The sequence below is a fragment of the Kribbella monticola genome (assembly GCF_003261635.1).
Lineage (GTDB): Bacteria > Actinomycetota > Actinomycetes > Propionibacteriales > Kribbellaceae > Kribbella > Kribbella monticola.
Window position 1 is genome coordinate 254,398 of sequence record NZ_QFXK01000031.1, and the last position, 18,764, is coordinate 273,161.

Below are 18,764 nucleotides of genomic sequence, written 5' to 3' on the forward strand. Positions count from 1 at the left end.
CGCCGTACTGATGTGCTGGCGGTCCGCAGACTTGACCGGCGGCGCGGCGTACCGCCGGCACACACCCAGTGGGCGATCCGCCAGCACACACCCAGTGGGGCGATCGGGCGGCACACACCCAGTGGGGCGATCCGCCAGCACACACCCAGTGGGGCGATCCGGCGGCACACACTTAGTGGGCGATCCGGCGGCACACAGCCGGGGCTGAGTGTGGGCGGCCGACGCGCTGGGGGTTGGTGAGTGCCGGATGTCGGTGGCGGCGCATAGATTGGCGGCATGGCAGAGTCCAAGGCGACCAAGGCAACGAAGACGGCCAAGGCGGCCAAGGCCAAAGCGAAGACGCCGGCTATCGAGCTCGAGGTCGGCGATCGCACCGTGCGGATCTCGAACCCGGACCGGGTCTACTTCCCGGCGCGCGGTGAGACCAAGCTCGATCTGGTCAACTACTACCTCTCGGTCGGCGACGGGATCGTGCGAGCGCTGCGCGAGCGGCCTTGCATGCTGCACCGGTTCCCCGAGGGAGTCGCCGGCGAGAAGGTGCATCAGAAGCGCCTGCCACACGGCGCACCCCCGTGGATGGAAACCGTCCGGGTCCACTTCCCGCGGTACAACCGCACCGCCGACGAGCTGTGCGTGACCGAGATCGCGCATGTGGCATGGGCCGTGCAGATGTCGACGGTCGAGTTCCACCCGTGGAACTCCCGTCGCGCCGACACCGAGAAGCCCGACGAGTGGCGGATCGACCTGGACCCCATGCCGGACTGCCCGTTCGACCGCGTACGCCGGGTGGCGCACGTCGCGCGCGAGGTGCTCGCCGACCTCGGCGCGACCGGCTACCCGAAGACCTCAGGCGGCTCGGGCATCCACATCTACGTGCGCGTCGAACCGGAGTACGGATTCTCGGACGTACGCCGCGCGGCGCTCGCCTTCGCGCGCGAGGTGGAGCGGCGCGCGCCCGATGACGTGACGACGACCTGGTGGCGCAAGGATCGCGACCCGTCGAAGGTGTTCGTCGATTTCAATCAGAACGCAAGAGATCACACGATCGCCAGCGCGTACTCCGTCCGTGGCAACCCCGAAGGCACCGTCTCCACACCGATCCACTGGGACGAGATCGACACCGTCGACCCGAAGGCGTTCACCATCGCCACCGTCCCGGCCCGCTTCGCCGAACTCGGCGACCTGCACGCGACAATCGACGACTCCGCCTACTCCCTCGACACCCTGATCGAATGGGCCGAACGCGACGAACGCGAAGGCGCCGAAGTCCCCCCACCCCCGGAGGACTAACCCTCCGCCGTACGCCGCTCGCTGGCTGACCAGGTTGCTCACGCGCGGCCGATCCCGGCTGATCGGGTTGCTCGGCCGTCGTCGCTCGCAGGGTGACCGGGTTGCTCAGGCGCCGCTCGCAGGGTGACCGGGTTGCTCAAGCGCCGCCGCTCGCCCCGGATGGTCAGGCGCCGATCGCCGACTGACCAGGTTGCTCAAGCGCCGCCGCTCGCCGACCGACCGGGTTCCTCAGACGCCGCCGCTTGCCGGCTCAGCGGATTGGTCAGTCGGCGCCGCTCACCGGCAACCGCGTTGCTCAAGCGCCGCCGCTCACCCCGGATGGTCAGGCGCCGATGGCCGGCTGATCGGGGGTCAGGCGCCGCCGCTCGCGGGCTCACCGGATTGGTCAGTCGGCGCCGCTCGCCGACGACCGCGTTGCTCAAGCGCCGCCGCTCGCCCCGGATGGTCAGGCGCCGATCGCCGGCTGATCGGGGGGCAGGCGCCCCCGCTCGCCGACTGACCAGGTTGCTCAAGCGCCGCCGCTCGCCGACCAACTGGGTTGGTCAGGTGCGGCCGGCGAGGCCGTGGTGGAGGAGGTTGGTGAGCAGGTCGATCGCGGTGTCGTCGGGGATGGTCCGGCCAGTGGCCGGGTTGGCGACCAGCCAGGTGTAGGCGAACCCCTCCATCAGCGCGTTCATCGCCGAGATGTGGAAGACGGGGTCCGGCTGCGGCTCGGGCAGGTGAGCCAGGTGTTCGGCCAGGTGGACGTCGTCGTCGGACATGATCTGCTGCAGCCGCCGCCCCAGAGCCGGATCCACCATCGCGGCCTGCTTGAGCGCCACCATCTCCGGAATGTGCGCCTTGTAAAAAGTCCAGAACGCCGTGACGTGCCAGCGGATCGATTCGATCTTGCTGAAGTCCGCCTCGTGCGTCGCATCGACCAGCACCGCTTCGTCCGCCTCGGACAGCATGTCCTTGAGCAGTGCCTCCAGCAGTTCTTCCTTGCCGGCGAAGTGGTTGTAGAAGGAGCCCGTCGCCCGGCCCGCAGCCGCGGTGATGTCGGTGATCTTCGTGTTCAGGTAGCCGCGATCCGCGAACACCTCCCGCGCCGCCTGCTTCAGCGCCGCCTCGGTCCCGGCCGCCTGTTCCTTGCGGGTTGTGGTCACCCAGCACCTCCTCCTTGACACCGAACCCTAGTCACCCTCATAGTGAATCTAAATTCAGTGAATCATAATTCAGTCAACATGAGGAGTTCCCATGAACGTTCTGGTAGCCGGCGCCGGTCCAACCGGCCTCACCCTCGGCATCGAACTGGCTCGCCGCGGCATCGCGGTCCGAGTGATAGAGAAGGCGGATCAGTACTTCGTCGGCTCGCGCGGCGACGGCCTGCAGCCCCGAACCCTCGAGGTGTTCGACGACCTCGGAGTCATCGACAAAGTTCTTGCCCAGGGCATCGAGATGCCGGCCCTGAAGGTCTCGATCGGCGGCGAGTACGTCGGCGAGCGCCGGATGGCCGAGCCAATCGACCCGACGCCGGATCGCCCCTACCCGAACGGCTGGATGCTCGGCCAGTCCCGCACCGAGGCGATCCTGCGCGACCGTCTCGCCGACTTCGGCGTACAGGTTGAATTAAGTACAGAACTGGTCGGCTTCACACAGACGGACGAACGCGTGACCGCTGAGCTGTCCACCGGCGAGATCGTCACCGCCGACTACCTGGTCGGCGCGGACGGCGGTCGCAGCTTTGTTCGCAAGACGCTGGGGATCGCCTTCGAGGGCAGCACTGACGAATCGATCCGGATGCTGCTGGGCGACGTTTCGGCGGACGGGCTCGACCACGACTACGGCCACTGGTTCGGCGGCAAGGACAACCCGATGGAAGGGATCGTCCTCACCCCATTGGCCGGCGGCGACCAGTTCCAATTCGGTACGCCGCTCGACGACGACCAGGTCGAGCCGACTCTGGAGACCCTGCAGGAATTGGTCGACCGGTACGCCGGTCCGGGGGTCGCCAAATTGCGCGATCTCACCTGGTCCACGATCTGGCGGCCGAACGTCCGGCTGGCCGAACGATTCCGGGTCGGCCGGGTCTTCATCGCCGGCGACGCGGCCCACGTTCACCCACCGACCGGCGGCCAGGGCCTGAATACCGGGATCGGCGACGCCTACAACCTCGGCTGGAGACTCGCCGACGGACGGGAAGAGGTGCTCGCGACGTACGAGACCGAACGGCGTACGAACGCCGCTCGGGTACTGGGGATCAGCGAGGAGCTGCTGCAGAAGCACCTTGACGGCGACGAGTCCGCACTGGAACGCGGCGAGAACGTCCGCCAACTCGACGTCAGCTACCGCGACCCGGCCGACACCGCCCCGATCACCCATGGCGACCGCGCACCGGACTCACCGTTGATCGATGCTGACGGCAACAAATTGCGGCTCTTCGACTTGTTCCGCGGGCCACACGAGACACTGTTGCGCTTCGCCCCGTCCACGACGACGGAGCACCCGCACGCGGTGACCGTAGTACGGACTGCCGCCCAGCCGTACGCGTACCTCTCCCCCGAGGCCTTCGACTACTACCACGCTGCGGACGGCGACGAGCTCCTCATCCGCCCCGACGGCTACTTGGCCTAGATGGCGCCACTTGGCCGGGGCAGCGAGCGACGTCGTACTTACGGGCGCGGGCCGGGTCAGCCTGTCACGCAGAACTGCGGATGTATATCCAGTGGCCAGCGGCGGCCTCGCACGCAGAACTGCGGATGCGTGTCCAGTGGCCAGCGGCGGCCTGCACGCCGTACTGCGGATGGATGTCCAGTGGCCAGCGGCGGCCTGTACGCCGTACTGCGGATGCATGTCAGTGGCGCGGCTGGCAAGATCTGTGCGTGCAGCTGAATCGAGAGGACGCCCTGGCACGTGCCATCAAGTTGGCGACCCTGGGCCGGCGGGCGATCCTCGGCGTCACCGGAGCTCCGGCGGCCGGCAAGTCGACGTACGCCGAGCAGTTGACCGCCGAGTTGACCGGGCTGGGGCATGCGGTGGCCCTGGTGCCGATGGACGGATATCACCTCGCGCAATCGGCTCTCGAGGAACTGGGGTTGGCTGCGGTGAAGGGGGCGCCGCAGACGTTCGACGGGTACGGGTTCGTGGCGTTGCTCGAGCGGTTGAAGAAGTCGCCGGAGGAGAAGATCTGGGCGCCTCGGTTCGACCGCGAACTGGAGGACTCGATCGCGGCGAGCATCCCGGTCGCGCCCGAGGTCGGACTGGTGATCACCGAAGGCAATTACCTGTTGCTCGATTCGATGCCTTGGGCAACGGGTCGGTCGCTGCTGGATGAAGTCTGGTACGTCGAACTGCCCGAGGACGTCAGGCACGAGAGACTCGAAGCCCGGCACCGGCGCTACGGCCGATCAGCCGAGGAAGCCCACCAACGAACCTTCGGCAGCGACGAGTCAAACGCACAACTGATCGCCGCCACCAAACCATCCGCCGACGCAATCCTCCACTTGACCTGATCCAACGCTCCACACCGTCTGGCGTGCCGCACCGCATTCCTCGAACCCGCCTGGCGGCGCTGCAACAAATTCCTCTAGCACGGGTCCTCAAGCACGCGAATTGCAGGACCCACCGGACCGCGGAGTGCACCGAACGGACGAGACGGCGCGATGCGGAGTCCGCAATGCGCGGGAGCGACGTGCGCGAGTAGGCGATGCGCAGGGGTAGGGCGGGCGATGCGCAGGTGCGGATGCCCGGAGTACGCGATGCGCAGGTGCGAGGCGGGCGATCCGCAAGTCCAGGATGCCCGGAGTACGCGATGCGCAGGTGCGAGGCGGGCGATCCGCAAGTCCAGGATGCCCGGAGTACGCGATGCGCAGGTGCGGGAAGCGGGCCGCTGCGACGGCGCGCGAGAGAACATGCGGCTGGCTCGACCGGCGGGCTGATGTGCGAGCGCGGGAGAGCCGTGGGCGGGCGCCGACTCCGCGGTGCGGGAGGGCGAATGCGCGGGACCGCGATGCGTGGAGTACGCCGCTGCGCGGAGGTATGCGGGTCCGCGAATGCGCCGAGTGCGCGGGCGCGGTGTGTACGGAGCGGGCAGCGCGAGGTGCGCGAGGTGTGTGCCACTTCGGGGGTGCGCGGGTGTGTGATGCGTTGGTGTGCGATGCGTTGGGGTGGGCGGGATTGGAGGGGGTCATAGAGTGGGTATTGCCGGTTGGCCGGGGGTTTTGGGTGAAGCAGTTGGAATGATTCTTGGCTAGGGGGTGGGCGACCGTTTGGCGCAGGGTTTGGACCGCTGGGCGGACGAGGCTTCAAGAAACGCCGAAATGGTTCTGACATGACCCCTGGACCGGGATAGTTTCGAGATCCCCCCACGTGTGGAGGTCCCACTCCCCCCGGGACCCGCACGGGCGAGTGCCCCGATCCATGGTCGGGGCATTCGTTTTTTCTGCAGCTTTGCGCGGGGGGCGGCACGGCCGGAACCGATCGATGGCGGCGCGGCTCGTACTCGGGTCCTCGTACACCGCGCTACTGGCGGCGGTCGAGTAGCAGGCCTACATCGGCGCCGGTGCGCCCGTGCGCCGGTACGTCCGTCCGCCGGTCCACACCTGCACCCGTCCGCCGGTTCACCGTCCGCCCGTCTGCCGGTCCACCCGTCCGCCAGTCCACCCGTTCGCCCGTTCGCCCGTCCGCCGGTCCACCCGTCCACCCGTCCACCTGTCCGCCCGTTCGCGCGTCCGCCGGTCCACCCGTCCACCTGTCCGCCCGTTCGCCGGTCTGCCGGTGCGCCCGTTCGCCGGTCTGCCGATCTGCCGGTCCACTCGTGCGTCGGTCTGCCGGTCCGGCGGTCCGGCGGTCCGGCGGTCCGGCGGAGCTGTAGGTGGTGGGTGCTTCGTCGGGCGATCGGTCGCGCTTAGTAGTCCGTGTCGCTGTGCGTAGAGGGCTTCGTGTGATGACGCGGTACGGGCAAGAAAGTTGTTCTGAGCCTGTCGAAATCGGGTGGAGTGATCCGACGTATCAGTGAAGGCACCTACCAGGCAAGGAGATCGAGATGTCCGAGAACACCACCCGCCAGATGATCGTCACCATGCTGGCCGAGGGGAACCCGGTGTGGTTCGTCGCGGCGATGGTGAACATGCGCAGCCACGACGTGTACGAGATCGGCAGAGCCGCCGGGTACCCGGACAAGGCCAAGCTCCGCCGCGCCGTCTGGGCTCAGCAGAACCGCGCGAACCGTCGTATCGCCGCCGCCCAGGCCGCTTGATGCGCCGGGCGGCCACCACCCGCCGCGCCCGCAGTACCGGTGTCTCGAAATGACACATCCGGGGCGCCGGCGGGTGGATAGCATCGATCGGTCGCATCCGATCGTCGCCTAGGGAGTCCCGTCATGATCTTCATTACGGCCAAGTTCCAGATCCTGCCTGAGCACGCCGACAACTGGCCGGAGATCTCCGCCGACTTCACCGCTGCGACGCGGAACGAGGACGGCTGCCTGTGGTTCGACTGGTCCCGGTCTGTTGACGATCCGAACGAGTACGTCTTGGTTGAAGCCTTCCGCGACGGCGATGCCGGCGGAGCGCACGTCCAGTCCGACCACTTCAAGGCTGCCCAGCAGAAGCTGCCGCCCTATCTCGCCTCGACCCCGAAGATCGTCAACTTCGAGGTCCCGCAGTCCGAGTGGTCCGAACTCGGCGAAATGGCCGTCACTCGCTGAGCTTCGCTCAAGCCTTTGGTTCCGCTGGTTACGCGCGGGGCTTGGACGGAAGGCTTGGTTCAGGCTCTGAAGTATTTGACGATCTGGCCGATGTCTTCGGTTGCGGCGTCGGGGTACGCCGTGAGGCGGTCGTGGATCGCGCTGGCGATCGGGAGTTCGGCGGCGTCCGCCGCGAGTGCGACGTCTTTCGCGGCCAGGCGGACCGGGAAATAGACACCCTCGGCGAAGGCGCGGCCGGCGATTCCGGCCAGAGGTGAGGCAGCCATCGCGCGCTTGACCTGTTCTTCGGGCAGACCGAGCGCGTCCGCCAAGGCAAGCGCCTCGCCGATCAATGCGACGCCGTTGACCACGGCGTTGATCATCACGAGTTTGAGTGCGGCGCCGGTGCCGACCGCGCCGGTACGGTTGACGCTGCCGAACACCTCGAGCAGTGGCATCACCTCGTCGGCGTCGCCGCCCACGAACAGCGACAGTTCCCCACTCGCCGCTCGGTCGACGCTGCCCATCACGGGTGCATCGATCAGCTTCACCTCATCGGGCAGCAGGTCCGCTACTTCCCGTAGTGCGGCTGGGCCGATCGTCGATGCCTCGATCAGTACCGCGCCGGGCTTCAACTTAGCCGTGAAAGAAGCGACCACCTCGCGCACCGCGGCGGGGTCGGCCAGCATCGTCACGACGACATCCGCATCCTGTACGGCGTCGGCTGGCGGATCGGCGACGTCGGCGAACCCGTTGGCTCGGCCGGGCGAGCGATTCCACACCGTCAACGGGTACCCGGCCGCGGCGATTCGCCGAGCCATCGGCGCGCCCATCGAGCCGAGTCCTAAGAAGGCGATCTTGCTGTTCTTGTCCATGTCGGCAACGCTAGCCACGGTTGAGCGATGTGAGTAGCGAATGTCTAGCATAGGAACCATGCCTCAGCAGCATGACTTCTCCACCCCGCTCCTTCGCGTCTTCGTCGAAGTCGCCCGTCTCGGTTCCTTCACCGCCGCTGCACCGGTGCTCGGCTACACCCAATCTGCGGTTTCGCGACAAATTTCAAGCCTTGAAGCAGAGGCCGGCACGACGCTGTTCGACCGCCTGCCGCGCGGAGTACGTCTGACCGAGTCCGGTCAGCGATTGCTCGCCCACGCCCAGGCCGTCCTCGATCGGTTGGATGCCGCCCGGCGGGAACTCGCTGATCTTCGGGATCTGGCGACGGGCCGGTTGCGAATAGGCGCCTTCGCCACGGCCGATGCCGCGTTGGTTCCGCGTGCAGTCGCGGCCTTTCAGCAGCGGCACCCGGGAGTTGCCGTGTCGCTTCGGGAGGGATTCACTCCGGAACTGCTGGAGCTTCTCGGTGCGGGCGATGCCGACGTCGCGGTGGTGAGCTACGCGGGGACGCAGCATCTCGACGGGTTCGAACTGCGGAAGGTTTGCGACGACTTCATGTATGTCGCGTTGCCTGCTGACCATCGGTTGGCGGGAAGGCGGCGGGTGCGGTTGACGGATCTTCGCGACGAGGAGTGGATCGCGGGGAGTTCCAACCCGGAGGACACGCTGATCAGCGCGTGTCTGCGGACCGGGTTCCAGCCGCACATCGGGTTCGTCGCTCGGGACTGGATGGCCAAGCAGGGATTCGTTGCTGCGGGCATCGGTATCACGATGGTGCCGTCGCTGGCGGCCGACGCGGTACGGCGGGATGTCAGGCTGGTGTTGATCGATCCCGACGACATCCCACCTCGCCAGGTCTACTCGGCAATCACCAGCGGCTTCACCCCATCCCCCGCAACCAGCGCCTTCCTCGACTTACTCCACCGCTGAGAACAAGCGCAACTGACCACCGCGGATCGGAGGGAGGGTGGTCGCGGCGTCCGACCAGGTCGATCTCAGGTGGACGGCGATGGCGGCCTCCAGTCCGCATCTAGGTTCGGGCTGGGCGGTGGCGTGTGAGCCGGATTGCCGGAACCGTCGAGGCCGCCGAGTAGGTGGAGCTCGCGTGGACGGTCAGCTCGCCCGAAAGGTCGGTCTCGGGTGGATGGGGGTGGCGGCGGGCGGTTCGGGGCTCGGGTGGGGGTGGTTGAGCAGGCGGGTTGGGTCTTGGTGGGGCGGGTGGGCGGTGGATCTCGGGTGGGTGGGTGACGGCGGCGTAGGGTTTGCAGGGTGTCGGGGCTGCGGGGTCGTTGATGAGGATGTTGCGTTGGTTGCGGGCCAAGGATGCTGGGTTGTCGGCGACGCGGCGGGCGGTTCGGGCTGCGATTGTGATGCCTTCGCTGTTCGCGCTTGCCTCGTTGGTGATCGGCAATCCGGTGATCGGGATCTTCGCCTCGTTCGGTTCGATGGCGATGGTGTTGTTCGTCGACTTCACCGGCACGATGACCGAGCGGCTGCAGGCACAGGTCAGCCTGATGGCCGCCGGTCTGGTGCTGATCACGATCGGGACGCTGGCGTCGGGCTCGGCCTGGATCGCCGCGCTCGCCACCCTGATCGTCGTCTTCGTCGTGCTCTTCGCCGGAGTGATCAGCTCGGTCCTCGCCAGCGCGACCACAGCGCTGCTCGCAGCCTTCATCCTCCCGGTGTCTCTGTCCGGCCCGGTCAGCTCACTACCCGACCGCCTGCTCGGATGGCTGCTTGCTGGGGCAGCATCGCTGGTGGCGATCACCGTGCTCTGGCCAGCGCCGACCCGCGAGCCACTGCGCGACCCGACCGCACACGCCTGCGCTCTGATCGCCAAGCGTCTCAGGGCCGGGCTCGCCTGCTTGAGAGATGGACCGGATCCAGCCCTGACAGCAGCACTCCTCGCCTCGATCGACGAAGCATCAGACGCCGTTGCTGCATTGCGCAAGACCTTCTTCGGGACGCCGTACCGTCCGACCGGGCTCTCGACGTCGGCGCGCACCTTGGTCCGCGTGGTCGACGAGGTCATCTGGCTGGAGACCGTGCTCCAGCAACACCTGCGGATTCCCCTGCCAGGCTTGGTGGATGCGCAGCTCGCAGAGGTGTACGAGTCGGCTGCAGTCGTGCTGGAGCGAGCTGCGGATCTGCTACGGGACGGCGGCGAACTGGAGGAGTTCGCTACCGACCTGGACCGACTGAAGCGAGCACGGGTCGCACTGGAAGCAACAGTGACGGCATTGCCGCCCGAGCAGCGCAGTACGGAGAACGGCAGTGTGGTCACGGCGCTTGTCAGTGCAGTGGAGCCGACCTTTCGTGCCGAGGAGATGAGCTTCGCGATCACAGCGATGGCCGAGAACATCGAGTTGGCCGTAGCGGCGCGCGGACGCTCGTGGTGGCAGCACCTCCTCGGACGCACCCCGACAAGCGTCGCCTCACCACTGGCATCCGTGCGTGAGCGGGCAGGCGCGCACTTGGAGCCGCACTCGGTCTGGCTGCACAACAGCATCCGTGGCGCTGTCGGCCTCGCGCTGGCCGTGCTGATCGCCGATCTGAGCGGCGTACAGCATTCCTTCTGGGTTGTGTTCGGCACGCTCGCCGTACTGCGTTCCAACGCCTTGAGCACCGGCCAGAACGCACTACGCGGGCTAGTCGGGACAGTGGCCGGCATAGTGATCGGAGGCGGCGTAGTGGTTGCCCTGGGCACCAACACGACGGTCGCCTGGCTACTGCTGCCGATCGCCGTCGCGCTGGCCGGACTCGCACCTGCAGCGTTCTCCTTCGCAGCGGGCCAAGCGGCGTTCACTGCGACCCTGCTGATCCTGTTCGACCTCATCTCTCCTGCAGGCTGGGAGATCGGCCTGGTGCGTATCGAAGACGTAGGCATCGGCTCGGCGGTGAGTCTGCTGGTCGGTGTGTTGTTCTGGCCGCGCGGTGCCAGCTCCGCCTTGCGACAGGCGGTTGCCGAGGCCTACTCGGACAGTGCGCATTACCTCCGTCAGGCAGTCGAGTACGGTGCGTCCCGTTGTGACGGACGATCAGTACCTGTCGCAGAGCCGATCGACGAGGGGCGCCGTGCGGCAGCGGCAGCACGGCGGCTCGACGACGCGTTCCGCACCTACCTGGCCGAGCGCGGGGCCAAGCACCTCCCCCTGGCCGACGTCACCACGCTGGTCAGTGGCGTCGCAGTACTGCGTATCACCGCTGACGCGATCCTCGAGCTGTGGAGTTCCGGCGACAGCACTCCAGCCGGCGACCGTACTGCGGCTCGTGCGGAGCTGATGGAAACGGCCGGAGCACTAGTCGAGTGGTACCAGCAGGCCGCGGTCGCTCTGGCCAACTCGACCGAGTTGCCGCCTCTCGTACCGCGCGACCCCGACGGTGCTGAGCGCCTGGTCAACGCAGTACGACGCGACCTCACAACAGACGACGGTCGATGGAGTGACATCGCAGTACGGATGTTGTGGACGGCGGACCATCTGGATGCCGTACGACGCCTCCAGGCCGGTATCGCTCAGACCAGCGCATCTACAGTGGCTGGGTGAGCAGTAGGCGTGAGATAGCGGTTGCGGTGCTGGTGTTTGACGGAGTGCGGTTGCTGGACCTGACTGGCCCGCTAGAGGTCTTCGATGTCGCCGCATCGCTCGGTACGGGGCACCGGGTGACGGTGTGCTCGCCGGGTGGCGCGGACGTCACGACGTCGGGTGGCCTGCGGATCGGCGTACAGGCTGATGCGGCTGCCTTATCGGCGGTCGACACGTTGGTTGTTCCTGGCGGTGAGTGTCTTGTGCACGAGCGTCCAGACGCTGCACTGCAAGCTGCGATCGCCCAGTTGGCCACGGGCGCACGCCGGGTCGCGTCTGTCTGCTCGGGTGCTTTCGCGCTCGCCGAGGCCGGGTTGCTGGACGGGAAGCGTGCCGCGACGCACTGGCGGCACACCGGCACCCTTCGGCGGCGCTTTCCGACGGTGACTGTCGACGAGGAGTCGATCTATGTCCGCGACGGGCGGGTACTGACCTCGGCCGGCGTCAGCGCAGGGATCGACCTCGCGCTCGCACTCATCGAAGAGGACGCCGGCGATGTAGTGGCGCATGAGATCGCCAAAGACCTTGTGGTGTTCATGCGTCGGCGTGGAGCACAGCCGCAGCTGTCCGTCCCTGCACGGACCCCGCGACCGCGCCGCGATCCCCTTCGCCTTCTCTGCGACGAGATCGCGGCCGATCCCGGGACCAATCACAGCTTGGCGAGCATGGCCGCCCGGGCAGGGCTCAGCGAACGGCACCTCAGCCGGCTCTTCAAAGCACAGACTGGGATGACGCCGACTGCGTACGTGCTGTCCGTACGCCGGGAGGCCGCGCTCGCGTTGGTCGAAGCCGGCGAAACGCTCGGCGCCGCAGCACGACGCAGCGGACTCGGCAGCGAAGAAACGCTCCGCCGGATCCTCCGGACCAGCCGGGACTGACAGCTCAGCGCCTACGACCCCAGCGACGGCCGGAGGTGCCGAGACCGGCCAGGTGCAAGGCGATGCAGAGCAGTCCGGCCATCAGCAGTGTCTGCGGAGTGAACGCGTCGCTCACGTGCGCGTCCGCCCAATCCAGGATCAGTGCCAAACCGAAAATCACTGCGGCGATGATGGCGAACATCGAGATCTCCCAACAAACAATGGCGGACGGGGCGGCTCATCTAACTGCCTACCTGGTACCCACCACAAGACCAAACCGAAACCCTGCTCGAACCAACACCGGATTGTGCCCATCCGATCGCCGACGAGGAATGCGAAGAACCGCCAAGGTGACTGGGAAGGGGTTGGCAATCGGTCAGGATTCGAGAAGTCAGGTGCGCCGGGCGCTCGCTAAGGTCGTGGACATCAGAAGTCGCCAGGAGAGGAACTGCGATGCCGAAGACCACGAAGACCGCCACCGCCGAGAAGTCCTACGACGGCTTCACCGAGGAAGAGCGGGCCGCGATGAAGGATCGCGCCAAGGAACTGAAGTCGACCGCGCGCAAGAGTTCGAGCGCGAAGAAGGCCGACGGCGAGACCGAAGTACTCGAGAAGATCGCCGAGCTGTCCGAGCACGAGCGCCCCATGGCCGAGCGGATCCACGCCATCGTCAGGGCGAGCGCGCCGTCGCTGGAACCGAAGCTCTGGTACGGAATGCCTGCGTATGCCAAGGACGGCAAGGTCGTCTGCTTCTTCCAGAGCGCGTCGAAGTTCAAGGCGAGGTACGCCACGCTGGGCTTCAACGACCCCGCCAACCTCGACGACGGCAACATGTGGCCGACCGCCTACGCCTTGACCGAACTGACCGCCGCCACCGAGGCCAAGATCGCCGAACTTGTAACCCGGGCTGCGAGTTAGAGAGCTGCCCGCAGTACCGCGTTCTCGTCGGGTCCTGCGGTTGGTTGCTGGCCGCAAGCATCGCTGCGGGTCTGCTCGAGGCACTGCGATTCCCTCGAGGGAATTGCCGACAGCCGCCGTGCATCGAAAGCTGTGCGGTATGAATGACGACAAATCTCTGAGTGTCGGCGTCTTCGTGCCGACCGCCACAGCGCTCTGGTCCGATCGCCGGGACCCACGCGAGGCCATCGCGTTCGCAGTACAGGCCGAGAAGGCAGGGCTGGACTCGTTGTGGGTCACTGACTCGCTACTCACGCCACGGCTGGAGGCTTTGAGTGCACTCGCTGCCCTTGCTCCGGTGACAGAGAAGGCGACTCTCGGTACGGCGGCGCTGCTCCCTGCACTCCGATCTCACGTCCCAGCGGCTCAGACGCTCGCCTCGATCGACCTGCTGTCCGGCGGGCGACTGACACTTGGTGTGGGTGCGGGCTTTCCGGGCAAGTTCGGCGAGCCGGTGTACGCGATGGCCGGTACGCCGTGGGCCAGGCGGTTCAAGCGGCTGGACGAGATCGTGGCGCTGTGGCGCGAGCTGTGGACCAGGGAGGAGCCGTTCGCGTTTCATGGCGAGGTCCTCGACTTCGCCGAACTGCTGCCGGGAACACCGACCTTCCGGCCGTCCGGGATCCCGATCTGGCTCGGCGGGGCCACGCCTGCGGCCTTGACGCGTACCGGGCGGCTGTACGACGGATGGTTGCCCTATCCCCCCAATCCCGCCGACTACGCCTCGGGTCTGGCCGCGATTCACGCGTCGGCCGAGGCTTCCGGCCGTAGTCAGGCAACGATCGATCCGGCGCTGTTCGTGAATGTCCTGGTGACCGCTGCTTCGGACGGCGGCCGGGCGGAGCTCGACAGCTACTTCCGCGGCACCTATGGATGGCCGATCGAGCAGTTGGAGCAACTGCAGGCCCACGCGGCCGGAACACTCGATACGGTGACCGAGAAGCTCACGCAGTACGTCGCCGCCGGCGCGCGCAAGCTGGTGGTCCGCATCGCCGCACTCAGCATCGACGGCCAACTCGCTCAGCTCGATCACCTCACCCAACTCCGGTCCCGGCTGCGCCAATACGTGTCCGCGGAGCCGAGCTGATCTCACCTTGTCTGCTGATCGGAGAAGCACGTTGTGGTGACGAGGTTCGACCGTAGGATCTGAACGTGCACCTGATGAAGACGACCGATGGACGCTTGCTGGCGACCGAGGAGTGGGTGCGGGGTCGGAGTACCGGGGTGGGGTAGGACTGAGGCATGGGTCGGCGGGCGGAGTACGGGGGTCGGGTGGCGGTTGCGTCTCTCAATACTCGGGGGACGCCGCTGTTCTGTTCGGGGCTGGCTGAGCGTTATCGGGCGATCGGCGAGTACTTCGAAGCCGCGGACGTGGACGTCGTCAACTTTCAAGAGGTCCTCAGCTATTGGCATCTGCGGCAACTGAGAGCCGGGCTACCTTCCTTCCGGTACGCCGGTTACCGGCCGTCGTTGCTCGGGCCGGCCGGTGGGCTGGTCACCATGTCGCGCCGTCGGTTGGGCCGCACGATCTACAAGCGGTTTCCTCGGCTGCCCGGTCGATCGGCTGCGGCACTCCCCTGGCGGTCGCGTGTGATGGCACCTTGGAAGGGCAGCTTGATGGTCCAGCTTGATTCGCTGTGGCTCATCAACACACATCTGCTCGCAAACATCGACGGTGACTGGTCCGAGAAGAGCCGGTACTACGAATTGCATCGCCACCAACTCGAGGCGCTCACGTCCATCGTCGAGTCGGTTGTCGGCCCGCTCGTCGTCACGGGCGACTTCAATATCGCTCGGGAGAGCTCACTGTTCGAGGAGTTCGTGAAGGGGAGCCGGCTCGCGGATGCGTTCGAGGACTGCCCGCCGACTTTTCATCCCGAGTACTTGGGCCTTGCGCAGCGGGCTCATTGCATCGATTTTCTGTTGTTTTCGGGCGATTCGCTGAGGGCGGAGAAGGCGCATCTGATCCTCGCCGACAAGGTGCCGATGAAGCACGGCGCCGGTTTCGCCTCGGACCACCTGGGCTTGACGGCAACGCTGGCGACGCGCGGGGCGTAGGGGAACGGGCGGCGGGCGGCGGGCGGCGGGCGCGGGCGCGGGCGCGGGCGGCGAGACGGTGCCGGGAACAACGCCGTCCGAGTCGCTTGGTCGACGGATCGATCCCGGCCCCACGCAGACGGCTAGCGCTGTTCAGCCATGGCTTTGTTCAAGCCGGATCCTGCCGCGCGGCGACGGTAGGCCCAGGTCAGCGTGAGTAGTGCCGGGGCCCAGAGGTTCAAGGGCGCGTAGCAGATGGTGAAGACGGCCGCCCAGAGCGGCCCGGCCATGGGGCCCGGTTGACCACTCGTCCAGACCGGCCAGAACCCTACGGTCCAGATCAGGAACAGCGCCACAGAACCCACTGTGCCAGCAACGATCACTGCCTTCGGTGGCACCGCGCGGCCGCCGAAGAACGGCGACCATCGCGGAATCTCCTCTCCCAACGGTTGGACCAGCCCGAACGCGGTCAAGGCGACAACTTCTGTCAGCACGCTGATGGCGGCGACGTAGACCGCTGGCCAGCCTCGCAAGACGTCCAGCTCACCCGAGCTGTTCACCATGCCCATGGGGAACCCGAAGGCGACGGCCCAGCGCCACAGAGCCGACGGCAGAACCAGCAACGGAATGAGGTGTGCCACACGCGTGGCCCACCGGGGTACCGGCTGTTGCACAACGGGTTCGAAGGTCGCGGTGTCCTTGGAAAAGACCTCGGAGCGGGTTGGCTGCTTGCGGTGGAGAGTGGCGAGGAGCCAGAAGATGATCCCGCCGGCCAGGAAGTAGGCGTCGATCGTCCAGTCGGCCCAGCGGAGATGGTCGTGACCCGTCGTGGCCTGGGCTGAGAGACCGGTGATCCCGTTGCGAAGGAGGCCGGTGGCGCGGGTCACGTCGTCGAGGATCCCCGAGCCGCCGCGCAGGAGGAGTACCCCGCAGCCGACCCAGACCAGGGCCTTGGTGATCCGCGCACGTCGCCCTCGAGCCCATCCACGAGCGATCGCGAGACACACCAATGCGCCGATCGGCCAGGCGGCGTCGACCGGCACTTCGACGATCATGGCAACCAGGTGGACTTTTGCCTGCGCCGAGTCGGCCGCAGCCGAGTGCGTGCCCGGCGTGAGGGGCGGCAGCTCGCCGGGCTCGCGAGCGAACCGCCGAGGTACCAGTAGATGTGGAAGGAGAAGAACAGCATCACCCATCCCAGCGCCGTGTACGCAACGTACGCGGTGCGCCTGGCAGGTCTGTCCGCGGCAGCTGCCTGCGGAGCCGGAGCGTCCACGGTGGTCGAGCTCATTGGTCCACACTCGCCGCAAAGCAGCAGGCACCCCTCCCCCTACGGAGTGAACCTCCTCCCTCGAGCGAGGTTGCTGCCATGCGGACCGTACGACGAGCCGCATGGCAGCCCGCTTCTCCAGGCCAACGTCTGGTGGCTGCGCGGCCGCGACCCGGTGATGGACACAGGCTGGGCGTCGCGAGCCTGCGTACCGAAGTACCGGGTATCGCGGAGGCTGACCCGTGCGTCGTCCTCACCCCTCGCCAGCGAGGTGGTGGTCGGTGCCGGGGCTCGGGTACGAGCCGCTCGCCTTGCGCGCGTGCTGCGCGTCGCGTAGTACCGACCAGGGGTCCGCCACGAGACCCACGTGCCCGAGCTTCTCGGGGTTGATGACCGAGCGGATCGTCTGGATCTGACCGTCGAGGATGTCGAGCGTCCAGGTGTTGACGACCTTGCCGTCCCGGTCGCGGAAGATGCCGCCGGGCTGGCCGTTCAGCTGGTGTGGCTCGACGACGCCGCCCACCCTCACGAACGCACCGCCCAGTGCGGCGAGCACCTTGGTGACGTTGTAGGCGCCGACGATGCGCTCGGCGAATTGTGGGCCCTTGCCGCCGCTGTCGCCGACCAGGTGGACATCGGCTGCCAGGAGCTCGCGCAACCCGTTCACGTCTCCGTCGGCGAGCGCGTCGAAGAACCGCGCGGCGAGCTCATCACGCTGTTTCCGGTCCGCCTCGAAGCGGGGCCTGCCTTCGTCCATGTGGCGGCGGGCCCGTACTGCGAGCTGACGGCAGGCGGCTTCGGAGCGCCCGACGGCCGAGGCGATCTCGGGAAAGTCGAAACCGAACACCTCGCGAAGCACGAACGTCGCTCTCTCCAGGGCGCTGAGCCGCTCCAGGAGCAGGAGTGCGGCCATGGACACCGAGTCGGCGAGCTCGGCCGAGCGTTCCGGCTCCTGGTAGGGGTCCTCGAGCAGCGGTTCGGGGAACCACGGCCCGACGTACGCCTCCCGTCGCATCCGCGCAGAGTTCAGCACGTTGATCGAGATCCGGGTCACCGCCGCGGCGAGGTAGGCCCGCGCCGAGTCGGGTGTCGTGGCGGAGGCTTCCCATCGCAGCCAGGTGTCCTGGACAGCGTCCTCGGCCTCACTGACGCTGCCCAGGATCCGGTACGCAATGGAGAACAGCAACGGTCGCAGTTCCTCGAACTCCTCGGACCGGCTCACGCCAGCTCCTCCTTGAAGCCCACCCGCCACGACGGGTACCGCGGCTGCCAGCCGAGCTCACGCTTGGCCTTCGCGTTCGAGAAGGCGCGGCCCTGCGTCATCATGTGCACCGCCTGGTCGCCGGCCAGCAGCCGGGCGAGCCACACCGGCACGCGCCGCGGAGGCTTCGCGCCGGCGCACTCGGCCAGGTACGGCAGCCATGCGCTGGCCGGGGCAGGCTCGTCGTCGACGATGTTGAACACCCCGCGCACCTTCTGCTCGACCGCCAGCACCGTAGCGCTCGCGGCATCGTCGAGGTGGATCCATGAGCTGTATCCGCCACCGCCGCCCACGAGCGGGTACTGGCGCTTGCGCACGAGCGCCACCTGGTCGTCGATCGCACCGGGCCCGTAGAACGCGCCGTACCGCATCACCGCACCACCGATGTCGAGGACCTTCTCCTCGACCCGCTGAAGGATCGCCAGTCCGGGGTACGCCGCTGTGCCCTCCATGAGGTTCAGCGGGTCCTCCTCCGTCTTGATCCATCCGCCTTCGAGGGCACCGTTCCAGCTCGCGTACCCCTGTGCGACGAAGTGCGGAACGCCGCTCGCCTCGGCTGCCCCGAGCAGGTGGTCGGTGCCTTCGGAGCGCAACCGGTTGGTGATCGCGAACCACTTGTCGGGATGCTTGATGTCGGGCTTGCCGGCATGGGTCATCGAGATGGCGGTCATCTGATGCACGATCACCTCCGGCTCCGCCGACGCCACAGCCTCGCCGACCGATGCCGCGTCCAACCCATCCATCACGACACCGCGCGCACCCAGCTGGGACAGCAGGCCCAACTTCGACCGGCTCGTCGTCGTTGCCGTCACCTGATGTCCGCCTGCGACCAATTGCGGCACCAGCCGCCGACCGAGAACCCCGCTGCCACCTGCCACGAACACTCGCATGATCCGTCACCTTTCGTCGCACTTGCGCTGCTCGTTGCACAAGACAAGGCGGCCGGCCG

The 18,764-nt window shown here is 67.2% G+C and carries 17 protein-coding genes; 11 read left to right on the plus strand and 6 right to left on the minus strand.

Annotation, left to right across the window (positions count from 1 at the left end; translation table 11 throughout):
• Nucleotides 1–276 precede the first annotated feature (276 nt).
• Nucleotides 277–1,290, plus strand: coding sequence for a non-homologous end-joining DNA ligase (gene ligD, locus DIZ26_RS20545; RefSeq protein ID WP_198676189.1), 1,014 nt, complete (start codon nucleotides 277–279; stop codon nucleotides 1,288–1,290).
• Between the two features lie 542 nt (nucleotides 1,291–1,832).
• Here ligD and DIZ26_RS20550 read toward each other — a convergent pair.
• Entirely contained in the window at nucleotides 1,833–2,435 is a 603-nt protein-coding gene (locus tag DIZ26_RS20550) for a TetR/AcrR family transcriptional regulator (RefSeq protein WP_112243869.1), read from the minus strand.
• 91 nt (nucleotides 2,436–2,526) lie between these two features.
• Between DIZ26_RS20550 and DIZ26_RS20555 the strand changes: the two genes are divergently transcribed.
• The 4 genes from DIZ26_RS20555 (at nucleotide 2,527) to DIZ26_RS20570 (ending at nucleotide 6,976) form a co-directional block, all read left to right on the plus strand.
• A complete protein-coding gene (locus DIZ26_RS20555) occupies nucleotides 2,527–3,903 on the plus strand; it encodes an FAD-dependent monooxygenase (protein WP_112243871.1) in 1,377 nt (458 codons plus the stop codon).
• A 248-nt stretch (nucleotides 3,904–4,151) separates the two neighbouring features.
• Nucleotides 4,152–4,781 (plus strand): nucleoside/nucleotide kinase family protein, encoded by a 630-nt coding sequence (locus tag DIZ26_RS20560; RefSeq protein WP_232828482.1) that lies wholly within the window; start codon nucleotides 4,152–4,154, stop codon nucleotides 4,779–4,781.
• 1,532 nt (nucleotides 4,782–6,313) lie between these two features.
• Nucleotides 6,314–6,526, plus strand: coding sequence for a hypothetical protein (locus DIZ26_RS20565; protein WP_112243875.1), 213 nt, complete (start codon nucleotides 6,314–6,316; stop codon nucleotides 6,524–6,526).
• Between the two features lie 123 nt (nucleotides 6,527–6,649).
• The gene (locus DIZ26_RS20570; RefSeq protein ID WP_112243877.1) at nucleotides 6,650–6,976 is read left to right on the plus strand and encodes a putative quinol monooxygenase; all 327 of its coding nucleotides are present in this window, start codon (nucleotides 6,650–6,652) and stop codon (nucleotides 6,974–6,976) included.
• A 59-nt stretch (nucleotides 6,977–7,035) separates the two neighbouring features.
• On the opposite strand, the gene DIZ26_RS20575 is transcribed toward DIZ26_RS20570, so the two are convergent.
• Entirely contained in the window at nucleotides 7,036–7,830 is a 795-nt protein-coding gene (locus DIZ26_RS20575; protein WP_112243879.1) for an NAD(P)-dependent oxidoreductase, read from the minus strand.
• Nucleotides 7,831–7,888: 58 nt separating this feature from the next.
• Here DIZ26_RS20575 and DIZ26_RS20580 point away from each other — a divergent pair, with 58 nt between their 5' ends.
• The 3 genes from DIZ26_RS20580 to DIZ26_RS20590 all read left to right on the plus strand — a co-directional run bounded on the left by DIZ26_RS20580 (nucleotide 7,889) and on the right by DIZ26_RS20590 (nucleotide 12,311).
• A complete protein-coding gene (locus DIZ26_RS20580) occupies nucleotides 7,889–8,779 on the plus strand; it encodes a LysR family transcriptional regulator (protein WP_198676190.1) in 891 nt (296 codons plus the stop codon).
• 362 nt (nucleotides 8,780–9,141) lie between these two features.
• Nucleotides 9,142–11,394 carry an FUSC family protein gene (locus DIZ26_RS20585; protein ID WP_112243883.1) on the plus strand — a complete coding sequence of 751 codons (2,253 nt, stop codon included), beginning with the start codon at nucleotides 9,142–9,144 and terminating at the stop codon, nucleotides 11,392–11,394.
• Nucleotides 11,391–12,311, plus strand: coding sequence for a GlxA family transcriptional regulator (locus tag DIZ26_RS20590; RefSeq protein WP_198676191.1), 921 nt, complete (start codon nucleotides 11,391–11,393; stop codon nucleotides 12,309–12,311). Before DIZ26_RS20585 ends, DIZ26_RS20590 begins: the two co-directional genes overlap by 4 nt.
• Nucleotides 12,312–12,315: 4 nt before the next feature.
• Here the strand turns inward: DIZ26_RS20590 and DIZ26_RS37930 are convergent, their stop codons facing one another.
• Nucleotides 12,316–12,492 carry a hypothetical protein gene (locus DIZ26_RS37930; RefSeq protein ID WP_166678686.1) on the minus strand — a complete coding sequence of 59 codons (177 nt, stop codon included), beginning with the start codon at nucleotides 12,490–12,492 and terminating at the stop codon, nucleotides 12,316–12,318.
• Between the two features lie 251 nt (nucleotides 12,493–12,743).
• Between DIZ26_RS37930 and DIZ26_RS20595 the strand changes: the two genes are divergently transcribed.
• The 3 genes from DIZ26_RS20595 (at nucleotide 12,744) to DIZ26_RS20605 (ending at nucleotide 15,305) form a co-directional block, all read left to right on the plus strand.
• Nucleotides 12,744–13,208 (plus strand): iron chaperone, encoded by a 465-nt coding sequence (locus tag DIZ26_RS20595; RefSeq protein WP_112243885.1) that lies wholly within the window; start codon nucleotides 12,744–12,746, stop codon nucleotides 13,206–13,208.
• Nucleotides 13,209–13,347: 139 nt separating this feature from the next.
• Nucleotides 13,348–14,334, plus strand: coding sequence for an LLM class flavin-dependent oxidoreductase (locus tag DIZ26_RS20600; protein ID WP_198676192.1), 987 nt, complete (start codon nucleotides 13,348–13,350; stop codon nucleotides 14,332–14,334).
• Nucleotides 14,335–14,489: 155 nt separating this feature from the next.
• A complete protein-coding gene (locus DIZ26_RS20605) occupies nucleotides 14,490–15,305 on the plus strand; it encodes an endonuclease/exonuclease/phosphatase family protein (protein ID WP_112243887.1) in 816 nt (271 codons plus the stop codon).
• Nucleotides 15,306–15,427: 122 nt separating this feature from the next.
• Here the strand turns inward: DIZ26_RS20605 and DIZ26_RS38365 are convergent, their stop codons facing one another.
• From DIZ26_RS38365 to DIZ26_RS20620, 3 genes are all read right to left on the minus strand, one after another.
• On the minus strand, nucleotides 15,428–16,339 hold the full coding sequence (locus DIZ26_RS38365; RefSeq protein WP_232828484.1) for a hypothetical protein: 912 nt from the start codon (nucleotides 16,337–16,339) through the stop codon (nucleotides 15,428–15,430).
• Between the two features lie 468 nt (nucleotides 16,340–16,807).
• A complete protein-coding gene (locus DIZ26_RS20615) occupies nucleotides 16,808–17,776 on the minus strand; it encodes an RNA polymerase sigma-70 factor (protein ID WP_112243889.1) in 969 nt (322 codons plus the stop codon).
• A complete protein-coding gene (locus DIZ26_RS20620; RefSeq protein ID WP_112243891.1) occupies nucleotides 17,773–18,705 on the minus strand; it encodes an NAD-dependent epimerase/dehydratase family protein in 933 nt (310 codons plus the stop codon). Before DIZ26_RS20620 ends, DIZ26_RS20615 begins: the two co-directional genes overlap by 4 nt.
• Between the last annotated feature and the right edge of the window lie 59 nt (nucleotides 18,706–18,764).

What these genes read in the sequence shown, in the direction of transcription:
- ligD (WP_198676189.1), top strand. Translation starts at nt 277, where the DNA reads ATGGCAGAGTCCAAGGCGACCAAGGCAACGAAGACGGCCAAGGCGGCC.
- DIZ26_RS20555 (WP_112243871.1), top strand. Translation starts at nt 2,527, where the DNA reads ATGAACGTTCTGGTAGCCGGCGCCGGTCCAACCGGCCTCACCCTCGGC.
- DIZ26_RS20565 (WP_112243875.1), top strand. Translation starts at nt 6,314, where the DNA reads ATGTCCGAGAACACCACCCGCCAGATGATCGTCACCATGCTGGCCGAG.
- DIZ26_RS20570 (WP_112243877.1), top strand. Translation starts at nt 6,650, where the DNA reads ATGATCTTCATTACGGCCAAGTTCCAGATCCTGCCTGAGCACGCCGAC.
- DIZ26_RS20575 (WP_112243879.1), bottom strand. Translation starts at nt 7,830, where the DNA reads ATGGACAAGAACAGCAAGATCGCCTTCTTAGGACTCGGCTCGATGGGC.
- DIZ26_RS20580 (WP_198676190.1), top strand. Translation starts at nt 7,889, where the DNA reads ATGCCTCAGCAGCATGACTTCTCCACCCCGCTCCTTCGCGTCTTCGTC.
- DIZ26_RS20585 (WP_112243883.1), top strand. Translation starts at nt 9,142, where the DNA reads ATGAGGATGTTGCGTTGGTTGCGGGCCAAGGATGCTGGGTTGTCGGCG.
- DIZ26_RS37930 (WP_166678686.1), bottom strand. Translation starts at nt 12,492, where the DNA reads ATGTTCGCCATCATCGCCGCAGTGATTTTCGGTTTGGCACTGATCCTG.
- DIZ26_RS20595 (WP_112243885.1), top strand. Translation starts at nt 12,744, where the DNA reads ATGCCGAAGACCACGAAGACCGCCACCGCCGAGAAGTCCTACGACGGC.
- DIZ26_RS20600 (WP_198676192.1), top strand. Translation starts at nt 13,348, where the DNA reads ATGAATGACGACAAATCTCTGAGTGTCGGCGTCTTCGTGCCGACCGCC.
- DIZ26_RS20605 (WP_112243887.1), top strand. Translation starts at nt 14,490, where the DNA reads ATGGGTCGGCGGGCGGAGTACGGGGGTCGGGTGGCGGTTGCGTCTCTC.
- DIZ26_RS38365 (WP_232828484.1), bottom strand. Translation starts at nt 16,339, where the DNA reads ATGATCGTCGAAGTGCCGGTCGACGCCGCCTGGCCGATCGGCGCATTG.
- DIZ26_RS20620 (WP_112243891.1), bottom strand. Translation starts at nt 18,705, where the DNA reads ATGCGAGTGTTCGTGGCAGGTGGCAGCGGGGTTCTCGGTCGGCGGCTG.